The sequence below is a fragment of the Limnohabitans sp. genome (assembly GCF_046052825.1).
In the GTDB taxonomy this organism is placed as follows: domain Bacteria; phylum Pseudomonadota; class Gammaproteobacteria; order Burkholderiales; family Burkholderiaceae_C; genus Limnohabitans.
The window spans coordinates 42245-64309 of the sequence record NZ_JAVLFP010000033.1 but is presented as its reverse complement, the minus strand read 5'-3'; the positions used below and the strand labels follow the sequence as shown (position 1 = coordinate 64309).

25 protein-coding genes and 2 tRNA genes are annotated in these 22065 nt (G+C 53.2%); 9 read left to right on the top strand and 18 right to left on the bottom strand.

Features of this window, described 5'->3' with window-relative positions; all coding sequences use genetic code 11:
- Positions 1-74 precede the first annotated feature (74 nt).
- The 3 genes from ACKWJN_RS05470 (at position 75) to ACKWJN_RS05460 (ending at position 1343) form a co-directional block, all read left to right on the top strand.
- Entirely contained in the window at positions 75-1043 is a 969-nt protein-coding gene (locus ACKWJN_RS05470) for a Bug family tripartite tricarboxylate transporter substrate binding protein (protein WP_408595248.1), read from the top strand.
- Positions 1044-1147: 104 nt separating this feature from the next.
- Positions 1148-1224: transfer RNA gene (locus ACKWJN_RS05465), tRNA-Pro, on the top strand.
- Positions 1225-1266: 42 nt separating this feature from the next.
- A tRNA-Arg gene (locus ACKWJN_RS05460) sits at positions 1267-1343 on the top strand.
- Positions 1344-1354: 11 nt separating this feature from the next.
- Here ACKWJN_RS05460 and ACKWJN_RS05455 read toward each other — a convergent pair.
- Positions 1355-2320 (bottom strand): hypothetical protein, encoded by a 966-nt coding sequence (locus tag ACKWJN_RS05455; RefSeq protein ID WP_408595246.1) that lies wholly within the window; start codon positions 2318-2320, stop codon positions 1355-1357.
- Positions 2321-2393: 73 nt separating this feature from the next.
- Entirely contained in the window at positions 2394-2942 is a 549-nt protein-coding gene (locus ACKWJN_RS05450) for a hypothetical protein (protein ID WP_408595244.1), read from the bottom strand.
- Positions 2943-2975: 33 nt separating this feature from the next.
- On the opposite strand from ACKWJN_RS05450, the gene ACKWJN_RS05445 reads away from it, so the two are divergent.
- On the top strand, positions 2976-4307 hold the full coding sequence (locus ACKWJN_RS05445; RefSeq protein ID WP_408595242.1) for an FG-GAP repeat domain-containing protein: 1332 nt from the start codon (positions 2976-2978) through the stop codon (positions 4305-4307).
- A 2-nt stretch (positions 4308-4309) separates the two neighbouring features.
- On the opposite strand, the gene ACKWJN_RS05440 is transcribed toward ACKWJN_RS05445, so the two are convergent.
- From ACKWJN_RS05440 to ACKWJN_RS05415, 6 genes are read right to left on the bottom strand one after another with little or no spacing between them, the layout of a single operon-like run.
- A complete protein-coding gene (locus ACKWJN_RS05440; protein WP_408595240.1) occupies positions 4310-5014 on the bottom strand; it encodes a glutathione binding-like protein in 705 nt (234 codons plus the stop codon).
- 9 nt (positions 5015-5023) lie between these two features.
- Positions 5024-6286: an acyl-CoA dehydrogenase family protein gene (locus tag ACKWJN_RS05435; RefSeq protein ID WP_408595238.1), complete on the bottom strand. Its 1263-nt coding sequence runs from the start codon at positions 6284-6286 to the stop codon at positions 5024-5026.
- A 33-nt stretch (positions 6287-6319) separates the two neighbouring features.
- Complete coding sequence (locus ACKWJN_RS05430; protein ID WP_408595236.1) at positions 6320-7405, bottom strand: phosphotransferase; 1086 nt, start codon at positions 7403-7405, stop codon at positions 6320-6322.
- A gap of 13 nt (positions 7406-7418) precedes the next feature.
- Positions 7419-8138, bottom strand: coding sequence for a Crp/Fnr family transcriptional regulator (locus tag ACKWJN_RS05425; RefSeq protein WP_100144768.1), 720 nt, complete (start codon positions 8136-8138; stop codon positions 7419-7421).
- 53 nt (positions 8139-8191) lie between these two features.
- Positions 8192-8974 carry an oxepin-CoA hydrolase, alternative type gene (locus tag ACKWJN_RS05420; RefSeq protein WP_408595234.1) on the bottom strand — a complete coding sequence of 261 codons (783 nt, stop codon included), beginning with the start codon at positions 8972-8974 and terminating at the stop codon, positions 8192-8194.
- 13 nt (positions 8975-8987) lie between these two features.
- Entirely contained in the window at positions 8988-10508 is a 1521-nt protein-coding gene (locus ACKWJN_RS05415; protein WP_408595232.1) for a 3-hydroxyacyl-CoA dehydrogenase, read from the bottom strand.
- Between the two features lie 132 nt (positions 10509-10640).
- On the opposite strand from ACKWJN_RS05415, the gene ACKWJN_RS05410 reads away from it, so the two are divergent.
- Positions 10641-11306: a glutathione S-transferase gene (locus tag ACKWJN_RS05410; RefSeq protein ID WP_408595230.1), complete on the top strand. Its 666-nt coding sequence runs from the start codon at positions 10641-10643 to the stop codon at positions 11304-11306.
- Here the strand turns inward: ACKWJN_RS05410 and ACKWJN_RS05405 are convergent.
- Both ACKWJN_RS05405 and ACKWJN_RS05400 read right to left on the bottom strand, forming a co-directional pair.
- Positions 11303-12475 (bottom strand): MFS transporter, encoded by a 1173-nt coding sequence (locus ACKWJN_RS05405; RefSeq protein ID WP_408595228.1) that lies wholly within the window; start codon positions 12473-12475, stop codon positions 11303-11305. The genes ACKWJN_RS05410 and ACKWJN_RS05405 overlap by 4 nt on opposite strands.
- A gap of 2 nt (positions 12476-12477) precedes the next feature.
- Positions 12478-13485, bottom strand: coding sequence for a D-2-hydroxyacid dehydrogenase family protein (locus ACKWJN_RS05400; protein ID WP_408595226.1), 1008 nt, complete (start codon positions 13483-13485; stop codon positions 12478-12480).
- A 52-nt stretch (positions 13486-13537) separates the two neighbouring features.
- Between ACKWJN_RS05400 and ACKWJN_RS05395 the strand changes: the two genes are divergently transcribed.
- Positions 13538-14053 (top strand): DUF1993 family protein, encoded by a 516-nt coding sequence (locus ACKWJN_RS05395; protein ID WP_408595224.1) that lies wholly within the window; start codon positions 13538-13540, stop codon positions 14051-14053.
- A gap of 56 nt (positions 14054-14109) precedes the next feature.
- Here ACKWJN_RS05395 and ACKWJN_RS05390 read toward each other — a convergent pair whose 3' ends face one another.
- A complete protein-coding gene (locus ACKWJN_RS05390) occupies positions 14110-14358 on the bottom strand; it encodes a hypothetical protein (RefSeq protein ID WP_408595222.1) in 249 nt (82 codons plus the stop codon).
- A gap of 12 nt (positions 14359-14370) precedes the next feature.
- On the bottom strand, positions 14371-15045 hold the full coding sequence (gene lexA / locus ACKWJN_RS05385) for a transcriptional repressor LexA (RefSeq protein ID WP_408595220.1): 675 nt from the start codon (positions 15043-15045) through the stop codon (positions 14371-14373).
- 94 nt (positions 15046-15139) lie between these two features.
- Here lexA and ACKWJN_RS05380 point away from each other — a divergent pair, with 94 nt between their 5' ends.
- Positions 15140-16102 carry an asparaginase gene (locus ACKWJN_RS05380; RefSeq protein ID WP_408595218.1) on the top strand — a complete coding sequence of 321 codons (963 nt, stop codon included), beginning with the start codon at positions 15140-15142 and terminating at the stop codon, positions 16100-16102.
- A gap of 30 nt (positions 16103-16132) precedes the next feature.
- On the opposite strand, the gene adk is transcribed toward ACKWJN_RS05380, so the two are convergent.
- The 6 genes from adk to ACKWJN_RS05350 form a co-directional block, all read right to left on the bottom strand.
- The gene (gene adk / locus ACKWJN_RS05375; protein ID WP_408595216.1) at positions 16133-16789 is read right to left on the bottom strand and encodes an adenylate kinase; all 657 of its coding nucleotides are present in this window, start codon (positions 16787-16789) and stop codon (positions 16133-16135) included.
- Positions 16790-16862: 73 nt separating this feature from the next.
- Positions 16863-17624, bottom strand: coding sequence for a 3-deoxy-manno-octulosonate cytidylyltransferase (kdsB, locus tag ACKWJN_RS05370; protein ID WP_408595214.1), 762 nt, complete (start codon positions 17622-17624; stop codon positions 16863-16865).
- Positions 17625-17807 carry a Trm112 family protein gene (locus tag ACKWJN_RS05365; RefSeq protein WP_408595212.1) on the bottom strand — a complete coding sequence of 61 codons (183 nt, stop codon included), beginning with the start codon at positions 17805-17807 and terminating at the stop codon, positions 17625-17627. It abuts the gene before it with no gap.
- Positions 17788-18807: a tetraacyldisaccharide 4'-kinase gene (gene lpxK, locus ACKWJN_RS05360; RefSeq protein WP_408595211.1), complete on the bottom strand. Its 1020-nt coding sequence runs from the start codon at positions 18805-18807 to the stop codon at positions 17788-17790. Before lpxK ends, ACKWJN_RS05365 begins: the two co-directional genes overlap by 20 nt.
- A 28-nt stretch (positions 18808-18835) precedes the next feature.
- Positions 18836-19249 (bottom strand): ExbD/TolR family protein, encoded by a 414-nt coding sequence (locus ACKWJN_RS05355; protein WP_408595209.1) that lies wholly within the window; start codon positions 19247-19249, stop codon positions 18836-18838.
- A gap of 16 nt (positions 19250-19265) precedes the next feature.
- Positions 19266-19892 (bottom strand): MotA/TolQ/ExbB proton channel family protein, encoded by a 627-nt coding sequence (locus ACKWJN_RS05350; protein ID WP_408595207.1) that lies wholly within the window; start codon positions 19890-19892, stop codon positions 19266-19268.
- Between the two features lie 239 nt (positions 19893-20131).
- On the opposite strand from ACKWJN_RS05350, the gene xseA reads away from it, so the two are divergent.
- Both xseA and ACKWJN_RS05340 read left to right on the top strand, forming a co-directional pair.
- Positions 20132-21427 (top strand): exodeoxyribonuclease VII large subunit, encoded by a 1296-nt coding sequence (xseA, locus tag ACKWJN_RS05345; RefSeq protein WP_408595205.1) that lies wholly within the window; start codon positions 20132-20134, stop codon positions 21425-21427.
- Positions 21428-21464: 37 nt separating this feature from the next.
- A complete protein-coding gene (locus ACKWJN_RS05340; RefSeq protein WP_408595203.1) occupies positions 21465-22046 on the top strand; it encodes a Fe-Mn family superoxide dismutase in 582 nt (193 codons plus the stop codon).
- The last annotated feature ends 19 nt before the right edge of the window (positions 22047-22065 follow it).

The following is a 22065-nucleotide window of genomic DNA, read 5'->3' as shown; positions in this document are numbered from 1 at the left end:
TGCGCGGGGTGGTAAATTGCGTGCGCTGGATGATAGAGACTATAAAAACTGCAACCGTCATGAAGGAGACAGCCGTGCTGAAGTTCAAACAATGGGGAGTTGGAGGGGCCTTGTTTTTGGGGTGTGTGCTGGGCGCTTTCGCACAAGCCTTCCCTCAAAAACCGGTGCGTGTGGTGATTGGTTTCCCGCCCGGTGGTGGCATCGACATGGTGGCACGCTTGATGGCGCCCAAGCTGTCTGAGTCGCTCGGGCAATCGGTGCTGGTGGACAACCGTCCGGGCGCCAACGGTGTGCTGGCGATGGACCACGTGGCCAAATCAGCACCCGATGGTCACACCTTGTTTTTGGGTACGTTGGGCAACTTGAGCATCAACCCTTCGTTCTATGCCAACTTGCCGTTCAATGTGGACAAACAATTTGTGCCGGTGACCGAGGTGGCTTCGTTGTCGTTTGTTTTGTTTGCGAACCCAGCGGTTCCTGCCAACACTTTGTCTGAGTTGGTGTCGTACGCCAAGGCCAATCCGGGTGTGCTGAATTACTCGTCCAGCGGGGCTGGGGGCTTGCCGCATTTGGCGGGTGAGTTGTTCAGTTCCGCCGTGGGCTCGAAGATGGTCCACGTGGCCTACAAGGGCAGTGCGCCCAGCATCAGCGATGTGATGGGCGGGCAGGTGCAGATGACGTTTGAAGCCGCAGCAGCTGGCGCTCAGCAGCTCAAAGCAGGTCGACTCAAGGCCTTGGGTGTGACGGGCAACAAACGTGTTGCCTTCTTGCCCGACGTGCCGGCGGTACAAGAAGTGGTGCCGGGGTTTGAGGTGCTCAATTGGTATGGCTTGGTGGCGCCCGCAGGCACACCCAAGGAGACCATTCGCAAGTTACAGCAAGAGATTGCCAAGGTGATGGCACTGCCCGAGATTCGCGACAAGATGGTGGCCATGGGCACCGACCCGGTGGGGTCAACGCCAGAAGAGTTTGGTCAGTACATGAAGTCTGAGACGCTCAAGTGGGGGCGCATCATCCGTGAGGGCAATATTCGACCCGATTGAAGTTTGATCTCTCATCTGTTTGGTGATTGAGTGAGGCATGGATCGGGAAGATTTATGAACTTAGCCTCGTTGGCGCATTCGAGTCAGGCTACAATATGATGCTTCGGGGCGTAGCGCAGTCTGGTAGCGCATCTGGTTTGGGACCAGAGGGTCGTAGGTTCGAATCCTATCGCCCCGACCATTTGATGAAAAAGGCCCCTATTGGGGCCTTTTTTGATGGTTTCTGCCCGTAGCTCAGTTGGATAGAGCAACAGCCTTCTAAGCTGTGGGTCACAGGTTCGATTCCTGTCGGGCAGGCCAGGTGGCGCGATTCAGTTGAACAGCCAATCGGGGTTCAACGCCACATAGCAATTTTTTTCACCCAGCAGTTGCCCCTGAGGGCTGACACAAAACGCACCGCGTTGAAATTTTCGTTCGTCCGTCAATACATATGAGCGGTAGATGTCTTTGCTTTGTTTCCCTGTTTTATCTTTTGGGAACAACATCACCAAACGTGTGCTGCCGCATTCGCCCAACTTCATGCATTCAACGGCGGCTTTGTCGTTGACATAAAACTCTAAATAAATGGCGCCCGGAAACTTGGTGTCTGCTTTTGCAATTTTCACCATGCAGGGCATGTCTTGTGCTCGCGGCAAGCCCATGCGATCGGCAAAGGTGTTCATTTCTGCCAGCACGGTGTTGCGGTATTTCGTACTCACGATGTCGCGGCACAAATAGTAATCGGCCTTTTTGGTTGTTCTGGCAATAGGCTTGAAGGGGCGATTGTTGGCATCCAATTTGATTTCTTTGGACTCGTAAAGTGCACTTAGCGTGGGCTCTTCCTTCTTGACTTCTTTGCCGTGACCCCCTCCATGGCCTCCACCATGGCCATCGTCTTTCTTTTTATCGTCTTTTTTCTTTTCTTCTTTTTTGGGTTCTTTGTGGTCACCCCCGCCGTGGCCATCGTCTTTTTTCTTTTCAGCAGGCTTGCCATGATCATCGGGCTTTCCGTGCGCATCCGGCTTGCCATGGGCGTCTTTTGCTTCCGCTTTAGGTGGCGGTTTAGGCTCTTCCTTGGGAACAGGCTTGGGCTCTTCATAAGCCTCTTTCGCTACCCGTTTGTAGGTGTACCCTCGACCTTCTTCTCCCGGTTCTTCGACATATTTGAATTTCTTTTCTTCTTTCACGGGCTCAGCCTTTTTAGGCTCATTGGCCCAAGCAGACACAGAAAAACCGCCCATCCAAATGAGGAGGCTAGAAAAAACGACAGCACGTGAAAAAATGGGTGAAAACTTCATGGCAATCAATGCTTATTCCTACAGCATCGACACCGCGAGTGTTCGCTTGAGTTGAGTTGCAGAAATAGGTGCGTCAATCGACGGTGTAGCAGGTGGTGTCGCTGTGCCACTTGCCCTTGTCGGTGACGCAGTGTTGGGCAATCAACTTGCGAGACATGTCCGATAAGAAATAGGACCGGTACAGGACTTCACCTTTGGGAATCAGGCTGATGCTTCGAAAAACGGGACATTGCTCATTGCGTACACATGCCGTGAGGCGTTGGCTGTTGGTATACAGGTGAACGCTGATCCGCCCTGGTGTCAAACTTTTCCCAGTACCAATGCTGACCACACAGGCGTCACCCTTGACGAAGGGGATGTCGTTGAGCTCGGCAAAGTAATTCATCTCTGCCACCAACAGTTCACGGAACCACGGGGCTACGATGCCGTCACACTCAAAGTATTCAAGTTTGATGGTGTGCGCAATGGCCTCTGTGTAAGGACGATTCTTGGGGCCCAACAACACCATGGGCTCTTTGCCTGACTGAGGCGGTCTTGCCAAAATCGCGCGCGAGGCGGTGGGAGGCGTGGCCTTGCTGAAATTTGACTCACTGCTGCTGGCGGGGGTATCGCCTTTGGTCACAGGATAGGGTTTGTATTTTGGTTCGGGCTTGTCTTGGGCGAAAACGCTTGTCCCGAAGCTGAGCATCAGGCAGGTCAAAAGACAAAACATCTTGAACATAGAGGATCGCATCGGTTGTTACAAGGTCAACTTTATCAGCAACCACGCTGGCCGCTGGGTTCAACTCAAGTAAAGTGGTTAAAAACCGATGATCTGACCATGACCCAATATTTTTCAAAATGGATTTGCCTGTTGCTATTTGTATTGAGTGGGTGTGGCGGCGGTGGTGGCAGCCTGCCTCCGCCACCACTGACATTGTTCGATTCATCGTATGCAAACAAAAACTTAATCGCACTGGAAGCACCTCAAATTCCATCAACGGTCGTTGTCGATGCGGTGCCTGAGTCAATTACCTTCGGTGATTTTTTTCAAGAAGGTGCCCATTCGGCATTTTTGGTAGCTCAGTCATCTGTCAGTGCGTCGGGCTATCAGGCGCATTTCCTCAAGAAAGATGCATCGGGATGGCATGACGCAACCCCCACCTTGCTTGAAACTGTACAAGCCGATGCTTGTCCCACTGTTCGACAAAGTTTGACCGCAGATTTCAATGGTGACGGTAAGCCCGATGTTTATTTGGTGTGTCGAGGCGCATTGATGGGTGTGGCCGTGCCGCAAGTGCTTTACCTGAGCAGTGCCAACCAAAACAAATACACCCGTTCAACCACCACAGATTCCTTTGCCGCGTTGCATGCTTCTGCTGCAAATTTAGATCGTGACGCGACGGGTCGAATGGACATCATCACTGTCGATGAAAGTTTTCAAATCAATGTCTTGATCAACGGGGGGGGCGCTGTTTTTTCTAAAGACGATAACTCAGCCACGCATCGAATTCCAGCCGGGTTGCCCAACTCGGTGCAACGGGTTTTCCTAATTCCATCGACCATTGCCAGTGCCACCGAAGGCCCCGATTTGGTTGTGGCGGGTAGCCTCACGAATGGTTATTCACTGATGTGGTTAAAAAATGATGGGGCTGGAAAATTCAACACAACAACTGCGGGGTGGTCCCGCAGTTTTACCAACCCGATCACTGGCGGAGGATCGTTGATGCCGTCAGACTTTATCAAGTCAGGGAATTATTTTTATGTTTTGGATCAAGCGCTGAAGCAGTTTGTGCGATTTGATGCACCTACAACCGTCTCATCATCGGTGACCAGTGCCTTGCCTTTGAGCAGCGTGCAACCTACGAACAATCAGCCAACTGCATTTCCCAAGCAGGTCAAATTGGTTTCATCAGGATTTGTACCCTACGACGGTAAGTGTGCTGACACGTCAACCACAACGGCTTCTAGTGCCAGCCGTTGCAACTTCTTGGCAACTGTCCCTTGAACTCAGCGCGCTTTATATTGCGTATTGCCAAACAACACATCACGTGATTTGTCATCGGTGATGGGTTTGCGCAAACCGGCCAATACCTCAACTCCACGTTGAACGGCAGGACGAGCGCCGATGCGGTCAAACCAGATTTTGAGGTCCGGGTAATCCGCCCAGTCAATGCCTTGGTTTTGCCAGCTTCGCAGCCACGGAAAGATGGCAATGTCCGCAATGCTGTAGCTGTTGCCTGCGATGAATTTGGTTTTTTCCAACTGCTTGTTCATCACGCCATACAAACGCTTGGCCTCATTGGTGTAACGGTTGACGGCATAGTCAATTTTTTCGGGTGCATAAATCCGAAAGTGGTGCGCTTGCCCCAGCATCGGACCCACGCCTCCCATTTGAAACATCAGCCATTGCAGCACGTCATATTTAGCCCGATCACTCTTGGGTAAAAATTTGCCTGTTTTGGCCGCCAGATACAACAAGATGGCGCCCGACTCAAACAGGCTGATCGGCTTGCCGTCCGGGCCATGTGGGTCGACCAATGCAGGAATTTTGTTGTTAGGGCTGATGTTCAAGAACTCAGGCTTGAATTGGTCACCTTGTCCAATGTTGACGGCATGTGCCTGCCAATCACGGCCGAGCTTGAAGCCGCATTCTTCGAGCATGATGTGAACCTTGTGCCCGTTGGGTGTGGGCCATGTGTAAACGTCGATCATGGGTATTCCTTAGCAGCCGCGGGTGATGGGCATTTCAATTTCTTGGGGCGCAGCGGCGATGTGCCGTGCAAGTTCCAGTTTAGCAATGGCATTGCGGTGAACTTCGTCAGGGCCATCGGCCAAGCGCAAGGTGCGCTGGTGGGCGTACGAGTAAGCCAAAGGGAAGTCGTCAGAGACGCCTGCCGCACCATGTGCTTGTATGGCCCAATCAATGATTTGAGTGGCCATCGTGGGGGCGATGACTTTGATCATGGCAATTTCAGCACGAGCCACTTTGTTGCCCACCGTGTCCATCATGTAAGCCGCTTTGAGGGTCAGCAAACGTGCTTGCTCAATCATGATGCGTGACTCTGCAATCCGTTCATGCCAGACGCCTTGGGCAGAGACCGGTTTACCAAATGCCACACGGCTGTTGAGGCGGCGGCACATCAACTCCAAAGCACGTTCTGCGGCGCCGATGGTGCGCATGCAATGGTGAATGCGGCCTGGGCCTAAACGGCCTTGCGCGATTTCAAAACCTCGTCCTTCGCCCAGCAACAAGTTGCCGACTGGAACGCGGACGTTGCGTAAGACAACTTCCATGTGGCCGTGGGGTGCGTCGTCGTAACCGAATACGGTCAAGGGGCGCTCGACGGTCACGCCGGGGCTGTTGCTTGGCACGATGATCATGCTTTGCTGAGAATGGCGTGGCGCATCTGGATCGGTTTTCCCCATCACGATGTAGACCGCGCAACGTGGGTCACCTGCGCCTGAACTCCACCATTTGCGACCATTGATGACGTAGTGATCGCCATCTCGTTCGATGCGACACTGAATATTGGTTGCATCAGAGGAAGCTACCTCAGGTTCGGTCATCAAAAAGGCCGAACGAATCTCACCCCGCAGCAAAGGCTCTAGCCATTCGTCCTTCAGGGATTCGCTGGCATAGCGTTCAAAAGTCTCCATGTTTCCTGTATCTGGGGCCGAGCAATTGAATACTTCAGCAGCAAACGGAATTCGACCCATGATTTCGCACAAAGGGGCGTATTCGAGGTTGGATAAACCTTCGGGTGCTCGCGGGCTGTGCGGCAAAAATAAATTCCATAGACCCGCCGCCTTGGCTTTGGGTTTGAGCTCTTCCACAATCTTTGTCGGGATCCACGCGTTGCCCTGGGCACGGTTGTGGGCAATTTCAGCATAAAAGCGTTTTTCATTCGGATAGATGTGCTCATCCATGAATGAAAGCAAGCGCGTTTGCATGACTTTGACTTTGTCTGTGTAGTCGAAATTCATGGTGTTTTCCTTAGAGTTATCGTTGTGGTTTGATCATGCGAGTTGTGCGTATTTCCAAGCCAACTCAGCCATAGGTCGAGCGCCAGCGCCAGACGCTTTGGCTTGTTCGCTGGATGCGGTGCCCGCTTCTACGCGTTTGGCAATGCCTTGCAAAATGGCAGCAATGCGAAACATGTTGTAGGCCAGGTAGAAGTTCCAATCCGCTTTGAGATCTTGCGCACGGGCTAAACCCGTACGATCGCAATAGCGATGGATGTACTCTGATTCGCTGGGGATACCCAGGGATGCCAAGTCAACACCGCCAATGCCTCGAAAGGTCCCTGGTGGTATGTGCCAAGCCATGCAGTGGTAGCTGAAGTCTGCCAAGGGATGCCCGATGGTGGAGAGTTCCCAGTCCAACACAGCCAACACTTTCGGTTCGGTCGGGTGGAACATCAAATTGTCGAGTCGGTAATCACCGTGCACGATGCTGACTTTGGACGCGTCGAGTGCACTGGCTGGCATGTGCGCAGGCAGCCATGCCATCAGTTGATCCATTTCTGGGATGGGCTGTGTGACCGACGCCAAGTACTGTTTGCTCCAGCGACCTATTTGCCGTTCAAAGTAATTGCCGGGCTTGCCGTAATCGGCCAGACCGCGGTCAGCAAAAGGCACGGTGTGCAGTGCCGCGATGACACGGTTCATCTCGTCATAGATAGCGCCACGTTCAAGTCGGTTCATGGTGGGGAGTGTTTGATCCCACAGCACGCGCCCCTGCACAAACTCCATGACATAAAACGCCCGCCCAATGATGGACTCGTCTTCACACAACACATGCATTTGGGCCACGGGCACATCTGTGCCGTACAGGCCACCCATGACCTTGAACTCACGCTCCACCGCATGGGCTGACGGGAGTAGCTTGGCCACCGGGCCAGGCTTGGCCCGCATCACGTAGCTTTTATTTGGCGTGATGAGCTTGAAAGTCGGGTTGGATTGGCCACCTTTGAACATTTCCACGTTCAATGGACCTGCAAAGCCGTGCAGGTGTTGACTTAGCCAAGCTTGCAAGGTCCCCACATCAAAGCGGTGGGTCTCGCTGACAGCACGGGTGCCGACGAATGCGTCATCCCGGCTCATAGGCCAATTCCGCTCAGTGGTCGGCTTCGCTGATGTGAAGCAGGGCTTCCCGGTTGCGAATGACCAAGCCACCCGCTTCGATGCGAATGGCCTCTTCCCGCTCCATCGCTTTGAGTTCTTGGTTGACCCGTTGACGGGACGCGCCCAGCAATTGGGCCAGCTCTTCTTGCGCCAAGTGCAAGCCGATGCGCGTTTCTTGTGCATTGGTCAGACACGGTACACCGTAACTGCGCGCCAAGTGCAGAAGTTGTTTGGCCAAGCGTGAGCGCAAGGGCAGGGTGTTGAGGTCTTCCACCAAACCAAAGAGTTGGCGAATACGACGGGCTTGCAAGCGCAACATCGCTTCGTAAAACTCGACATGCTGTGTCAAGATTTTTTGGAAATCGGCTTTGGCGACGCACAAGATCGTGGTGTCCCCATGCGCGTAAACGTCGTGTGTGCGGCGATCCCCATCCAGAATGGCCACATCGCCAAACCAAATTCCTGGCTCCACGTACGTGAAGGTGATTTGTTTGCCTGAGAGTGAGGTTGAACTCACACGCACTGCACCTTTGGCGCATGCCATCCATTCTTCGGGCGCATCGCCTCGCGCTGCGATCAAGTCGCCGTCTTTGCATCGTTTGACATAAGCGCATCGAAGAATATCGTGTCTGAGTGAAGGAGAGAGTGATGAGAACCAGCGCCCAGCGTTGATTGACTCGCGTTCTTCGATATTAAGAATGGGATCGTCCATAAACTGTCTTTTGTGTGACCTGTGGTTGATAAATTGTCGCCCGTGCGACCTGTTCAAGATTTATAGCGAGGGTTTTCTTTGTTCAAGAAAGCTGTGATGCCAATCCCTGCGTTGGCGTGATGCAAGTTCTTCACAAAGTGATCACGTTCTTGTCGCAAGTGGGTGGTCAAGTTGTGTGTTGACGCTTCATTGAGCAACTCTTTGATGCTGCTCATCGCATTGGGGGCACGGTCGTTGATGCGCTCAGACAGCCTGAGCGCGTGATCAAGTGCTTGACCACTGTCGACCACTTGGTTGACGACACCCAAGGCATGCAAGCGTTCTGCACCGATACGTTCTCCTAGCAACAGCAATTCGCTTGCCAATTGCCGTGGCAGTGCTTGAGCTAGGCTCCAGCTGCCTCCACCGTCAGGCGAAAGGGCAATGCTGCTGTAGGCCATGACAAAAACACTGTTTCGCGCTGCGACCACCAAGTCACACATCATTGCCAAAGAAAAACCTGCGCCTGCAGCAGCGCCTTCGACAGCGGCAATCACGGGCTTGGGAAAGGTCCGAATGGCTTCGATCCAACTGTGCAAACCTTCAATGCTTTGGGCCTGAATCTCGGGTTCTTTGTCGCGGTTGCCTTGCAAGCGACGTAAATTTCCGCCTGCGCAAAAGTTGGCACCCTCACCTGTGATGATGACGCTGCGAATTTCCGGGTTGGATTCGGCGACGTTCAGGGCTTCTATGCCCGCAGCATACATTTCCGGACCCAAGGCATTGCGTAGTGTGGGGTCGGACAAGGTCAGGATCAGTGTTTGACCTTGGCTTGTGCTTTTGAGTTGTGCTGTCATCGCGGTGTGATGTTCAAGATTCGACGTGACTCAGGCTCAGTCCAATCGCCCCCCGGCGACGCAACCAAGGACTGGGGCGATAACGTGGGTCGCCATACACGGTCTGAACATTGAACAGTATTTCTAAAATTTCTGTAGGCCCAAATTTGTCGCCCATCATCAAGGGACCCATGGGGTATCCAAGTCCCAAGGTCACGGCTGTTTCAAGGTCATTTGGGGTACAGACGCCTTGTTGGCAGATGTCGCACGCAATGTTGACGATGGTGGCCACAACGCGTTGGGTCACAAAACCACCGCTGTCTCGGATCACGCTCACGGGTTTGCCGTCTTTCGCGAACAAGGCATGGGCAGCATCCCGCATGTCAGATCGGGTGGCAGGGTTGGTCGCCAGAACACGACGTTTGGTGAGCTTGTCGTCAATGAAGAAGTCAATACCAATGGTTCGAGCCGGGTCCAACCGCTCAACAACGGCCACTGTGGTGACGTCAAAACCTAAAGGGGCAACGATAGACAAGGCTTGTGAAGAAGGGGAGGCGCCCGTCTCAATCTTGGCGCCCAAGTCCTTCAGTAATTGCAGCAACTCCGCGCGACGAACTGCGCGCGTAGAGACCCAAACCGGGGGCATGTTGTCGACCACAGGGACGGGCGGTTCTGGCGCCACTTGAGCCACACCGTCGATGTATTTGTAAAACCCTTCGCCGACTTTTTTCCCTACGATGCCACCCGCCAGACGTTGGGCTGTGATGACGCTGGGGCGGTATCGCGGCTCTTCGTAATACTGCTGATAGATCGACTCCATGACGGGGTGAGACACATCGAGAGCTGTCAAATCCATCAGTTCGAAGGGGCCTAGTTTGAAGCCGACTTGGTCTTTCAAGATGCGGTCAATGCTGGCAAAGTCAGCGATGCCTTCTGAGACGATGCGCAGGGCTTCGGTGCCATAGCCACGTCCGGCATGGTTCACGATGAAGCCCGGCGTGTCCTGAGCTTGCACAGCTTGGTGCCCCATTTGGTTGGCATATTGCGAGAGGTCTTGGCAAATTTTAGGATTGGTTTTGATCCCCGCAATCACTTCGACCACCTTCATCAAAGGCACGGGGTTGAAGAAGTGGTAGCCCGCAAATTGCTCTGGTCGCTTCAAAGCTGAGGCGATGGCAGTGACGGACAAAGACGAGGTGTTGGTGACCAACACGGTGGAGGGCTGCACCAAGGCTTCGAGTTCCGCGAAGAAGGACTTTTTGATGTCCAAGCGCTCAACGATTGCTTCAATGACCAAGTCACAGTCGGCCAGGTCGTTGATTTGAGTCGCAACTTCAAGGGACAGCTTGTACTGAGCGACTTGTTCCGAGGTCAGCCTTTGTTTATCGGCCAATTTGTCCCATTGCGCGCCAACTGAGGAGATCGCTTTGCTGACGGCCTCGGGTTGCATGTCAAACAGTTTGACAAGGCTTCCTGCCTGCGTCGCTATTTGAGCAATGCCTCGTCCCATGGCGCCAGCGCCGACGACGCCTACTTTTTTATAAATCGGATTCATGGTTTGTATTATCGCCGAGCAAGTCGATCTGCCAGCGGGCTTGTTTGGCGTGTGACCATGGATTTTTTAAGTTTCCACGCCAAGTGTCTGTGACAGAATATTCTTTTCAACTTGCCAAAATGGGGACTCGCCATGACGCTCAAACTCTGTGGTTTTGCTGTCAGCAACTACTACAACAAACTGAAAATTCAATTGCTTGAAAAACAAGTTGAATTTGATGAAGAGCTGGTGTGGGTCAATCCTGTCGACCCATCGGTCTATGCCCGTTCTCCCATGGGAAAGGTTCCTTTTTTAGAGACCCCCCAAGGGTGTTTGAGTGAGTCTGCCGTATGTGCTGAGTACATCGAACAAACCTACGCGCAAGCTCCCTTGTTGCCCAGTGATGCGTTTGCCGCTGCGAAAGTGCGTGAGCTGATTGTGTATTTGGAAACGCACATCGAGTTGGTTGCGCGTGAACTTTACGGACAAGCTTTCTTTGGCGGACAAACCTCTGAGGCGGCTCAAGCTCGGGTGCGCAAACAACTGGCTAAGGGCATAGAGGGGTTTTCTAAGCTGGCCAAATTCGCACCCTATGTTGCAGGGGACCATTTCACTTTGGCCGATTGCGCAGCCATTGTTCATTTGCCTGTTGTGTCGATGGCCACAAAAATCGTGCTGGGAGAGGACATGCTGGCAGCACTTCCTGTCAAAGCCTATGGCAAACAAATGGCTGAACGCTCGTCCGTTCAGAAGGTCAATGCGGATCGCAAGGCCAATGCTGATCAGATGGCCGCGCGATACGCCAAGCCATCGGCTTAGATGGAGCGCGATACATCGAGTGGACGTGCAAGACGCGCTGCTTGCAGGCTCAACCCCAAGGCCAACAAAACACCCATCCAACCAAACCAATGCAGTTCATTCATCGCCCCGTGGCTGATCAACCAGCCTCCAGCGGCTGAACCAATGGCTTGCCCTAAATAAATGGCGGATGTGTTGAGCGCAGCAGAACCTGATGCCAAGGCAGGGGCGAGTTGTATCAGGCGCGCTTGCTGTGCTGAGTTGCAGGCAAACATGCCCAAGCCCCAGGGAATCAAGATCATGGCGGCGAGCCAAAAATTGCTGCCAAGGGACCACAGCAACAAGCTCACAGACATCATGATCAAGCAAAGGTTCACCGCCTTGGCGGCGCCCCAGCGGTCAATATGGCGTGACATCAACATATTGCCCATCAAGCCAAAGGCGCCAAAAATTGCAAAGAGCAGGCTCAACTCATGCGGACTGGTGTCAAGCGTTTGCTTGAAATAGGGGGCAAAGTAGGCTGTCAGAACAAACTGGCCTGAAGCACTGAGCACGGTTACACCGACGGTCATCATCAATGGCCAAGAGCCCCATGTTTTGCGCCATGCAGACAAGGACATCACGGGCGGGGACAGGCCTTTGGGAAGCACCAACCACACCCATGCGGCGCTGAAACAAGCCAACAGCGACAACACGCTGAAGACAACGCGCCAACCAAAGACCTCTCCAATCCACGCCGCAGCGGGCATCCCTAGCACGGAGGCCGTGGACCAGCCCAAAAATACAAAGGTGATGGCCCGACCTCGTTCAGCAGGGCTGGTCAACAGACCGATGCAAGCCGCTGCTTGGGGGGTGAAGATGGCCGGGGCAATCATGGCCATCACACGAAGCCACAGGACACCTTCGAAACTAGGCATCAACACGCACAGCGCATGGGCAAATCCGTACCAAAGCATGATCCAACCCAACAATTGGCGTCGGTCATATTTTCCAAGGATGGAAGCAAAGACAGGAGCGCTCAGGCATATCAGCACAGATCCCGCCGTGATCAGCCCGCCAGCTTGAGCCACTGAAATTTGTAAATCACGGCTGATGTCGTTCAGAGAACCAGGCACCATGAGGACGCCAAAGCCAATGACGAAGTTCCCGAACAGGAAGCACCACAAAACTGCCGGTGTGGCCAGGTTCATGTTCAGCGTCGAACTTGAAGAGCGCCTGGATTGACGATGTTGGTGGGGGTGCCTTTGATGAAGTTCACCACGTTGTCAAATGCTGTGCCGAAATACAACTCATAGCTGTCTTGTTCCACATAGCCGATGTGTGGCGTACAAATACAGTTTTCAAGGCGAAGCAGGGCGTGACCTTGCAAAATGGGTTCGCTTTCGAACACATCGATCGCAGCCATCCCTGGACGTCCGCGGTTCAATCCCCCCAGCAACGCATCGGGTTCGATCAACTCAGCCCTTGAGGTGTTGACCAGCAAGGCCGTGGTCTTCATCCGTTGCAAATCAGCTGCCGTCACGATGCCACGCGTGGCATCATTGAGACGCAGGTGCAGGCTGACAATGTCGGATTCAGCAAAAAATTCTTCGCGTGACGCCGCCACATTCAGGCCATCCTTGAGTCCGCGTTCACGAGAAGCTTCGCTGCCCCAAAGCAAAACACGCATACCAAAAGCTTTGCCATAACCGGCTAAAAGTTGGCCAATTTTCCCGTAGCCCCAAATACCCAATGTTTTACCCCGGAGCACCTGACCCAAGCCAAAGTTGGTGGGCATTGAGCCGGATTTGAGGCCAGACTGCTGCCAAGCGCCATGTTTCAAATGGCTCATGTATTGAGGAATGCGGCGCATGGCGGCCATGATCAAGGCCCAAGTCAGCTCCGCAGGAGCAATCGGTGACCCGAAGCCTTCTGCCACCACGATACCTCGCTCAGTACATGCAGCGACATCCACATGGCTGCCCACCTTGCCTGTTTGAGAAATGAGCTTGAGATTGGGCAGCTTTTCGATCAACTGGCGGGTGATTTGAGTTCGCTCCCGAATCAACACCAAAATTTCAGCATCTTTGAGGCGAACTGAAAGTTGCCCAATGCCTTTGATGGTATTGGTGTAAACCTTTGCTTGGTAGGCTTCTAATTTGGAGGCGCAGTGGAGTTTTCGGACGACATCTTGGTAGTCGTCTAGGATCACGATGTTCATAATGCAATTGTGCCTTGTCAGTCGATGAGGCAATTGTCGCTTGGAGTACGCCATGTCCATTTCTATGTCTTCGGCATCTTTGCCCATCTTTCAGACCATGTTGACCAACTTGAGTCATTTGCTCGCCAAAGCGCAAACGCATGCCGAGGCTAAAAAGTTTGACCCATCTGTGTTGACCCAATACCGATTGGCCCCTGATATGCTGCCATTCACCCGTCAAGTTCTGATTGCTTGTGATGCGGCCAAATTGTGTGTTGCGAGGTTGTCTGACCTAGAGGCTCCAAAGTTTGAAGACACAGAAACCAACTTGGTGGAGTTGATGTCTCGCATTCAGAAAATCCTCGATTGGCTCAAGACAGTGCCAGCATCTGCTTTGGACGGAACAGAGCTCAAAAGCATCACATTTCCCGTCGGCAAGGACAAAACTCGCACCATGACCGGGGAGGACTATCTGAAGCACTGGGCACTTCCCAATGTGTTCTTCCATGTGACCACTGCCTATGCCATCTTGCGTCACAACGGTGTAGACATTGGCAAAGCAGATTACTTGCTCGGTTCGAACCCTTGATCCCGGACTGACAAGGGCATCAGGCAGATGCACCTCTCAGTCCGATCTTGTCTACCTTAAGGGTTGTTTTCCAGCCCAGCGAGTCGATCAAGTTCAGCGCAAACATCGGCCATTCGACCAGAGATGACCATACGTCCTGCCTGATGCTTACTTTGTTGAGCCTCCATGACCCGCGCCACGCGAAGCGGTCGGCTTGGTTTTGCCACAGGAGGTGCACTTTGCAGTGCCTGGGCGGGCAAAAATCCACGTAGGGTGTTTTGCAATGGATTGATCAGGCGGTATGCGCCAAAAAGTGCAAGGTTCATAAGAATCTTTCTTCACATCAAGATGGTGTTGCGAATCAGGCCTACTGCGAGGCCTTCAATTTCAAAGGGTTCACCGGGTTCGACCACTATCGTTTGGTAGTCGGGGTTTTCGGCTTCTAGTTCAATGCGGGTGGGTGTACGACGAAATCTTTTGACAGTGACTTCATCTCCCAAGCGGGCAACCACGATTTGCCCGTTTCTTGCATCGCGGGTCGATTGAACGGCCAACAAATCACCATCCATGATGCCGGCATCACGCATGGACATGCCTCTGACACGAAGCAGATAGTCTGGTTTGTGTTGGAACAGGCTGCTTTCGACGTAATAGGTTTGGTCTACATGTTCTTGAGCCAGGATGGGCGAGCCTGCTGCGACGCGCCCAACCAAAGGCAGGGCCAATTGAGCCAAGCTTTGAAGGGGAAGTGTGAACTGCTGGGCCATGGAGCTCTGCATGGCGCGTAGGTTTTGCCCCTTCAGTCGAATGCCTCGTGAGGTGCCACTGACCAACTCGATCACGCCTTTTCTGGCCAAGGCTTGTAGATGTTCTTCGGCAGCATTGGCAGATTTGAAACCCAACTCGTTGGCGATTTCTGCACGCGTTGGGGGCGAGCCCGTGTTCGCAATGGCCGATTGAATCAGCTCCAGTATTTGCTGTTGGCGTGGTGTGAGTTTCGGCATGTCGTTCATCGTTCTAACTCCTGCACAATGTGGTTTGAATGAATGGGGCTGTTCGCACATCCAGTAACTGTATTTTTAACCAGCTTTTTGCGTTTGGCAAGTGATGATTCAAAAAAATACTCAAAAAATCGTGATTTTGGCCACAGGGGGCACCATCGCAGGTGTGGCTCAGGATCCGACGGCACCTGAAAATTACCAATCTGGCCAGTTGGCTGTGGTCGATTTGATGCACACCATTGATACCGAAGCGCATGAAGTTGTGACTGAACAGGTGTCACAGATCGACAGCAAAGACATGGATGAAGGTTTGTGGCGGAAATTGGCCCAAAGATGTGCGTATTGGTTGGCACAAGACTGCGTTCAAGGTTTGGTGGTGACGCATGGAACGGACACGCTTGAGGAAACTGCTTTCTTTTTGAATGCCGTCTTACCAGATGACAAGCCAGTGGTGCTGACATGTGCCATGAGGGCGGCAAACGCACCAGACAGTGACGGTGTCCAAAATCTGCAAAGCGCCTTCGATTTGGTCGCAAACGCATCTGCGACTGGCGTGTTGGTGGTCTGTGCAGGCGAGGTTCATGCTGCACATGAAATACAAAAGACACACAGCCAACGACTGAATCCCTTTACCTCTGGCGAGGCAGGACCAATAGGCTTGATGAGAGATGGCGTCTTTGAAAGGTTGCGCGAACCGTCCAAACTCAACTGTCTTGAGAGGGTGCCATCGCTGTCTACCGTCTTAGCGTGTGAGCCTTGGCCCCATGTGGAACTGGTGATGAGCCACGCTTCGACCAATGGGGGCTTGGTTCTTGCCATGTTGGCAAACAAGCCGCCTGATGGTTGGGTGGTTGCGGGAACTGGAAACGGCACTTTGCATCGAAGCTTGCAACATGCTCTTGAGAATGCCCAAGCCTTAGGTGCAGTGGTGATGAGAACTTCACGCTGTGCCCAAGGAGGTGTGCAGTCTCGTTCAGATGATGTGTTTCAACATGCCGGCTTGATGACGGCGGTTCAAGCCCGGGTGCGCTTGATGCTGGAATTGATCTACCAAAGAAAAGGCCGCTGATCTGCGGCCTTGTTTGGCTTTTCAGCAGCCTTAGCTGGCTAAAGCAGTGAATGCCCGGTCTTTGATTTCATCGACCGTTCCGATGCCCGCAATGGCGCGGTAATGGGGGGCCGCAGCATCGCCAGTTTTGGCCCAATTGGCGTAGTAATCTACCAAGGGGCGGGTTTGCGCGCTGTAGACGTCGAGCCGTTTTTTCACGGTTTCCTCTTTGTCATCATCACGTTGGATCAAGGGCTCTCCGGTGACATCGTCATGGCCTTCAACTTTGGGGGGGTTGAACTTGACGTGATAGGTGCGACCACTTGACACGTGTGCCCGTCGACCACTCATGCGTTCGATGATGGCATCAAACGGGACGTCAATCTCTAACACGTAATCTAATTTCACCCCCGCAGCTTTCATCGCGTCTGCTTGGGGGATGGTGCGTGGAAAACCGTCGAACAAAAAACCTTTGGCGCAATCATCTTGTGTGATGCGCTCTTTGACCAAGCCGATGATGATGTCATCACTCACCAAGCCACCAGCATCCATGACTTTCTTGGCTTCTAAACCAAGAGGAGTTCCAGCTTTGACAGCAGCACGCAACATGTCACCCGTAGAAATTTGGGGAATCCCATATTTTTGGCAAATGAAGGTGGCTTGCGTTCCCTTGCCAGCCCCTGGGGCGCCTAACAAAATCAGTCTCATGCTTTTTGTTCCTCGAATGTGATGACCCGGTTCTTTTGTTGGCGAGGATAGCATGCGATCCCCTTTCAAAGTCTTACGACTTACGCTCAAAGATGGCGCGAACTCTGTCTAAATCTTCTGGGGTGTCGACCCCTGGCCCGGGTGAGGTGGTTGTGACATGCACAGCGATTCGGTGGCCGTGCCATATGGCACGTAGTTGCTCCAGGGATTCGGTGATTTCAATGGGCGCCTGACTCATTTTTGGGAACGCTCTCAAAAAACCAACCCGATAGGCATACAAGCCCACGTGACGCAGAGGATGGGGTTGAGGCAGCTGGGTGATTCCATCAGCAAAGCCATCTCTCCACCAAGAGATTGGCGCTCTGCTGAAGTAAAGCGCAGTGCTTTGAGCATCCAACACGACCTTCACCACATTGGGATTTTGAAAGTCCTCGATGTTGTCGAGGGGGTGCGCCAATGTGCTCATGCTGCAATCCGAACGTTGTTGTAGCAAGGTGGCTGCCGCGTCAATCGCAGAAGGATCAATCAGAGGCTCATCCCCTTGGACATTCACCACGATGGCCCCATCATCTAGCCCTAACAGCGAGCAAGCCTCTGCCAAGCGGTCGCTACCGGAAGGATGATCGCTTCGGGTCAGGATGACTTCAATGTCATGGTGTTTGCATGCTTGAACGATACGCTCGTCATCTGCGGCCACGACCACCCGATTGGCTTTTGAACGCAACGCTTGTTGCGCGACTCTCACCACCATTGGCAATCCTGCGATATCAGCCAAAGGTTTGTCTGGCAGACGCGACGATGCCATGCGAGCAGGTATCAGCACAGAAAAAGCCATTCAGGATTCCAGCTCTTGATCGGTCATAACGCGGGCTTCATGCTCTAAAAGCACTGGAATTCCGTCGCGAACGGGATAAGCCAATCGTGCACTTCGAGAGACCAACTCTTGACGGTCGCGGTGGTAATCAAGTGGGCCTTTGGTCACTGGGCACACCAACAATTCAAGTAATTTTGAGTCCATGGTGTGATGATAGCCGTCTGTCTAGACAGGCATCCAGGGCTTCAAGCAGCTCTGCTGGCAAGGTGGTGATCAATGGAACTGCCCAAACACCAGGATGATCTGCCCAGAGTTTCACGGCATCTTTTTCAGTGCACAGCAACTCACCTAAGGACGCATCAATCGATACCCCATGCAGGTTTGCATGGTCTGGCATGGCTTGGGTATGTGTCAATGTCAAGCCAAGATCTTGCAGCATGCTAAAAAACACTTGGGGTTTGGCGATGCCCGCCAAAGCCTGGACTGGATTTGCAAATCCCATCGGAAAAGGGCGACGAGTCCCGTCTGCCCGAACTGCAAAATCAGCCAATTCCCTGAGAATTTGGAACCGTCCCGAAATAGGCGATGAGGCACTGCTCAACTCAAATCGGTCGATGCTTGAGTTCGCAGCCCGCGGCCATGGCTCACGTAAGGGACCTGCTGGCAGCATCCATCCGTTGCCGATGCCTCGTTCATCAAAAACACAAAGTTCAATGTCGCGCGCCAGTGGCAAGTGCTGTAAACCGTCGTCGCACACCAGCACCTGTGTCTTTGGGTAGTGCTCAAGCAATGACTTGCCAGCTTCGATGCGATTGGCGCCAACCCAAACAGGCACGCCACAGGCACGGGAAATCAACAAGGGTTCGTCCCCCGCATCTTCTGCCCGGCTGGTGGGGTGAACTTCGCGTAAGTCGCGCGAGACGCGGCCGTAACCTCTTGACAAGACCCCGACGCAAATCCCGCGTTCTTGGAGGTGTTGGACCAAAGCGATGACCACAGGTGTTTTTCCAACGCCCCCCACCATCACATTGCCTATGACAATCACGGGCACTTTCAATGGCTGAGGTTGAAGCGCGCCTTGCCGATAAAGCCAAAGCCGGCATGTCACCAGCCCTTCAAAGCACAGGCTGATGGGCCTGAGGGCCCAGGCTAAAAGTCCTCGGCGAATCCAAGCCCGGGTCAAAATGTGACGAAGACGACTCATGCTAGGGCTTCAATCACGCTCAGTCTGGTCACTGCCCTAGTTGGGCAGCAAACGTCAACTGACTCAATCCGTTGCGGCGAGCGGCCTCCATGACCAACATCACAGATTGGTGATGGGCTTGCGCGTCTGCGCTGATCACGACCAGGGGATGATCTAAATTTTGTGATGCTTGAGTCAATGCTTGGCTCAAGCTTTGAATGTCGCGTCCTGTCACAGGAATGGCATTGATGGTGTAGCGTCCATCGCTGTGAATCACCACCACGATGTCGTTGGGGCGGTCCTTGACGGGTGTGTCACCGGCAATTGGCAAATTCAGTTGCATTTCCGTGAACTTGCTGTAGGTGGTCGATAGCATCAAAAATATCAAGACCACCAACAACACATCAATGAACGGGATCAAGTTGATCTCCGGTTCAGGCGAGGTAGAGCGATGAAATTTCATGGTCAGCGACAGGCCATCAACGCAACTTGCCGCGCAATACCAACAAATGTCTGGCAAACCGTTCAGCATCCAACTCCAAGCTCAGAACGTAAGCGTCAACCCGCCCGCGAAAATAGCGCCAGAACATCAAGCTTGGAATGGCCACAATCAAACCAAAAGCTGTGTTGTACAAGGCCATGGAAATGCCTTGCGCAAGTTGCGCAGGATTGCCCGCACCAGGCGTTTGAGATCCGAAAATATCGATCATGCCAATGACGGTCCCCAGCAATCCCAACAAAGGTGCCGCCGATGCGATGGTCGCCAAAGCGGACAGGTACTTCTCCAAAGTGTGGGCAGCTCGGCGCCCTGCAACCTCCATGCTGTAGCGCAAATCCACGTCGTTGATGGCGGGGCTCGATTGCAGAGCGTGCAAGCCACTGGCCAAAACCTGTCCCAAGGATGAATGCTGCTCCAACTGTGCAATGACGTCCGCCTGAGGAATGCTCTGGAGCGAAGCTTGTATGGCTTGTTCTAGCAAACTGGGTGGCGCCACCAAATGTTCACGCAAACTCAAAAGTCGCTCGATGATCAAGGCCAAGGCCACCACAGAGCAAGCCAGTAAAGGCCAAATCGGCCAACCAGCCGCTTGTATGATCGAAAGCAATGCGCCACTCCGTTGAAATCACAACGCTCATTATGAACCACCGATTCATCCACATGTTCTGTGGATAACTTTGTGGGTAAGTTCTATGCCGACTCCGCACAAAACGCATCCAGGCTTGATCCGCCCACAATGTCATGATTTTAAGCAGCGAAATAACCAATGAAATCAACAGCTTGTAACGAAACTCCGATATTCTTGGCTGTCGTGCCTGTTAGGGCTACTGCTAGCTCCTTCTGTGGATGAATGTCTCCGTGTCACCTTCTGAATCTCTAGGTTTGACGCCACGGATGTGGTCCGTTGGTGCGCTTTGCCGCGCCGTTGCTGACTCTTTAGATGCGCGGTTCAATCCGGTCGCGGTGCGCGGAGAGGTTTCGGGCTTTACACGCGCATCCAGTGGGCATTGCTACTTTTCGATCAAAGACGGTCAAGGTCAATTGCGTTGCGCCATGTTCAAACGAGCAGCTCATTTGCTAGATTTCTCCCCAACGGATGGCGAGCTTGTGGAGTTGCGCGGGCGAATTGGCGTTTACGAGCCGAGGGGTGAACTGCAATTGGTCGTCGAGAGCATGCGTCGAGCGGGGCAGGGCGCATGGTTTGAGCAGTTCTTGCGCCTCAAGTCCAAGCTTGAAGCGGAGGGTTTGTTTTCTGCAGAACGTAAACGAGCTCCCCCTGATCAGCCCAGATGCATTGGCGTTGTGACCTCTTTGGGCGCCGCAGCATTGCACGATGTAGCGACAGCGCTCCAACGTCGGGTCCCTCACATCCCTGTCTTACTGGCGCCCTCCCCAGTGCAAGGCCCTGATGCAGCAAAGTCCCTCTTGCACGCCCTTGAGTCCCTGATTCGTCAACCGCAAGTGGACGTTATTTTGCTCGTCAGGGGTGGGGGTGCGATGGAAGATCTGTGGGCGTTCAACGATGAAGCTTTAGCTCGCACCATTTCGGCAAGTCCTGTTCCTGTGATCGCTGGTGTGGGCCATGAAACTGACTTCACCATCGCAGATTTTTGCGCTGACCTGCGTGCTCCAACACCTACAGCCGCCGCCGAACTGTGTGCCGTGCCCCGACAGGAATTGCTCAACCGCTTGCAATCTTGGGCTGAAGTCATGCAAACCGTCGCGGGTCGTCAGCTAGACACGCACATCCAACGCTTGGACCGTGCTCAAACACGATTAGGACGCCCCTCTCACGGCGTTTCTCAGCAGAAAATGGAGCTCTTAGGCCTGCAGCAAAGGTTTCAATCCACCTTGAAATCTCAAATACAACGTCAACAACATGCCCTGATGGGTTTGACCAGCACATTCAACCGAGGCCTGCAACAAGCCCCTGCAACTGCGCGTGAGCGCTTGCAGAGAGCCGCTTTAAGGCTTGAATTACTGGATCCCCGCTTGGTACTCCAACGCGGCTTTTCTTGGCTCAGCAACGCACAAGGCGAAGCCCTGACCTCTGTGACGCAAACCAAGCCTGGTCAAGCCTTGCAAGCAACCCTTGCCGATGGCGTGGTTGAATTGCAGGTTTTGGCGTCTCGCCAGTTTTAGTTTTTACAATTCAATTTTTTTCACCACAGAGGACCTCATGGAACACACGCTCCCCGCACTGCCTTACGCCATTGATGCATTGGCCCCCAACTACTCCCAAGAAACCTTGGAATACCACCATGGCAAGCACCACAATGCGTACGTTGTGAACCTCAACAATTTGCAAAAGGGCACTGAATTTGAAAACATGTCTCTGGAAGAGATCATCAAAAAATCCAGCGGCGGTGTTTACAACAACGCGGCTCAAATTTGGAACCACACCTTTTTCTGGAGTTGCATGAAACCCCAAGGGGGTGGCGAGCCTAGCGGAGCTTTGGCTGCTGCCATCCATGCCAAGTTTGGCAGCTATGCAGGCTTCAAAGAGGCGTTCGTCAAGAGCGCAGTGGGTAACTTTGGATCTGGTTGGACATGGTTGGTCAAAAAAGCCGATGGCTCAGTAGACATCGTGAACACGGGCGCTGCTGGCACCCCACTGACCACTGCGGATAAAGCCTTGTTGACCGTTGACGTGTGGGAGCATGCCTACTACATCGACTACCGCAACATGCGCCCCAAATTCGTCGAAACCTTCCTCGACAAGTTGGTGAACTGGAGTTTTGCCGAAAGTAACTTTGCATAAAGTTTCAAATTGAAAATCG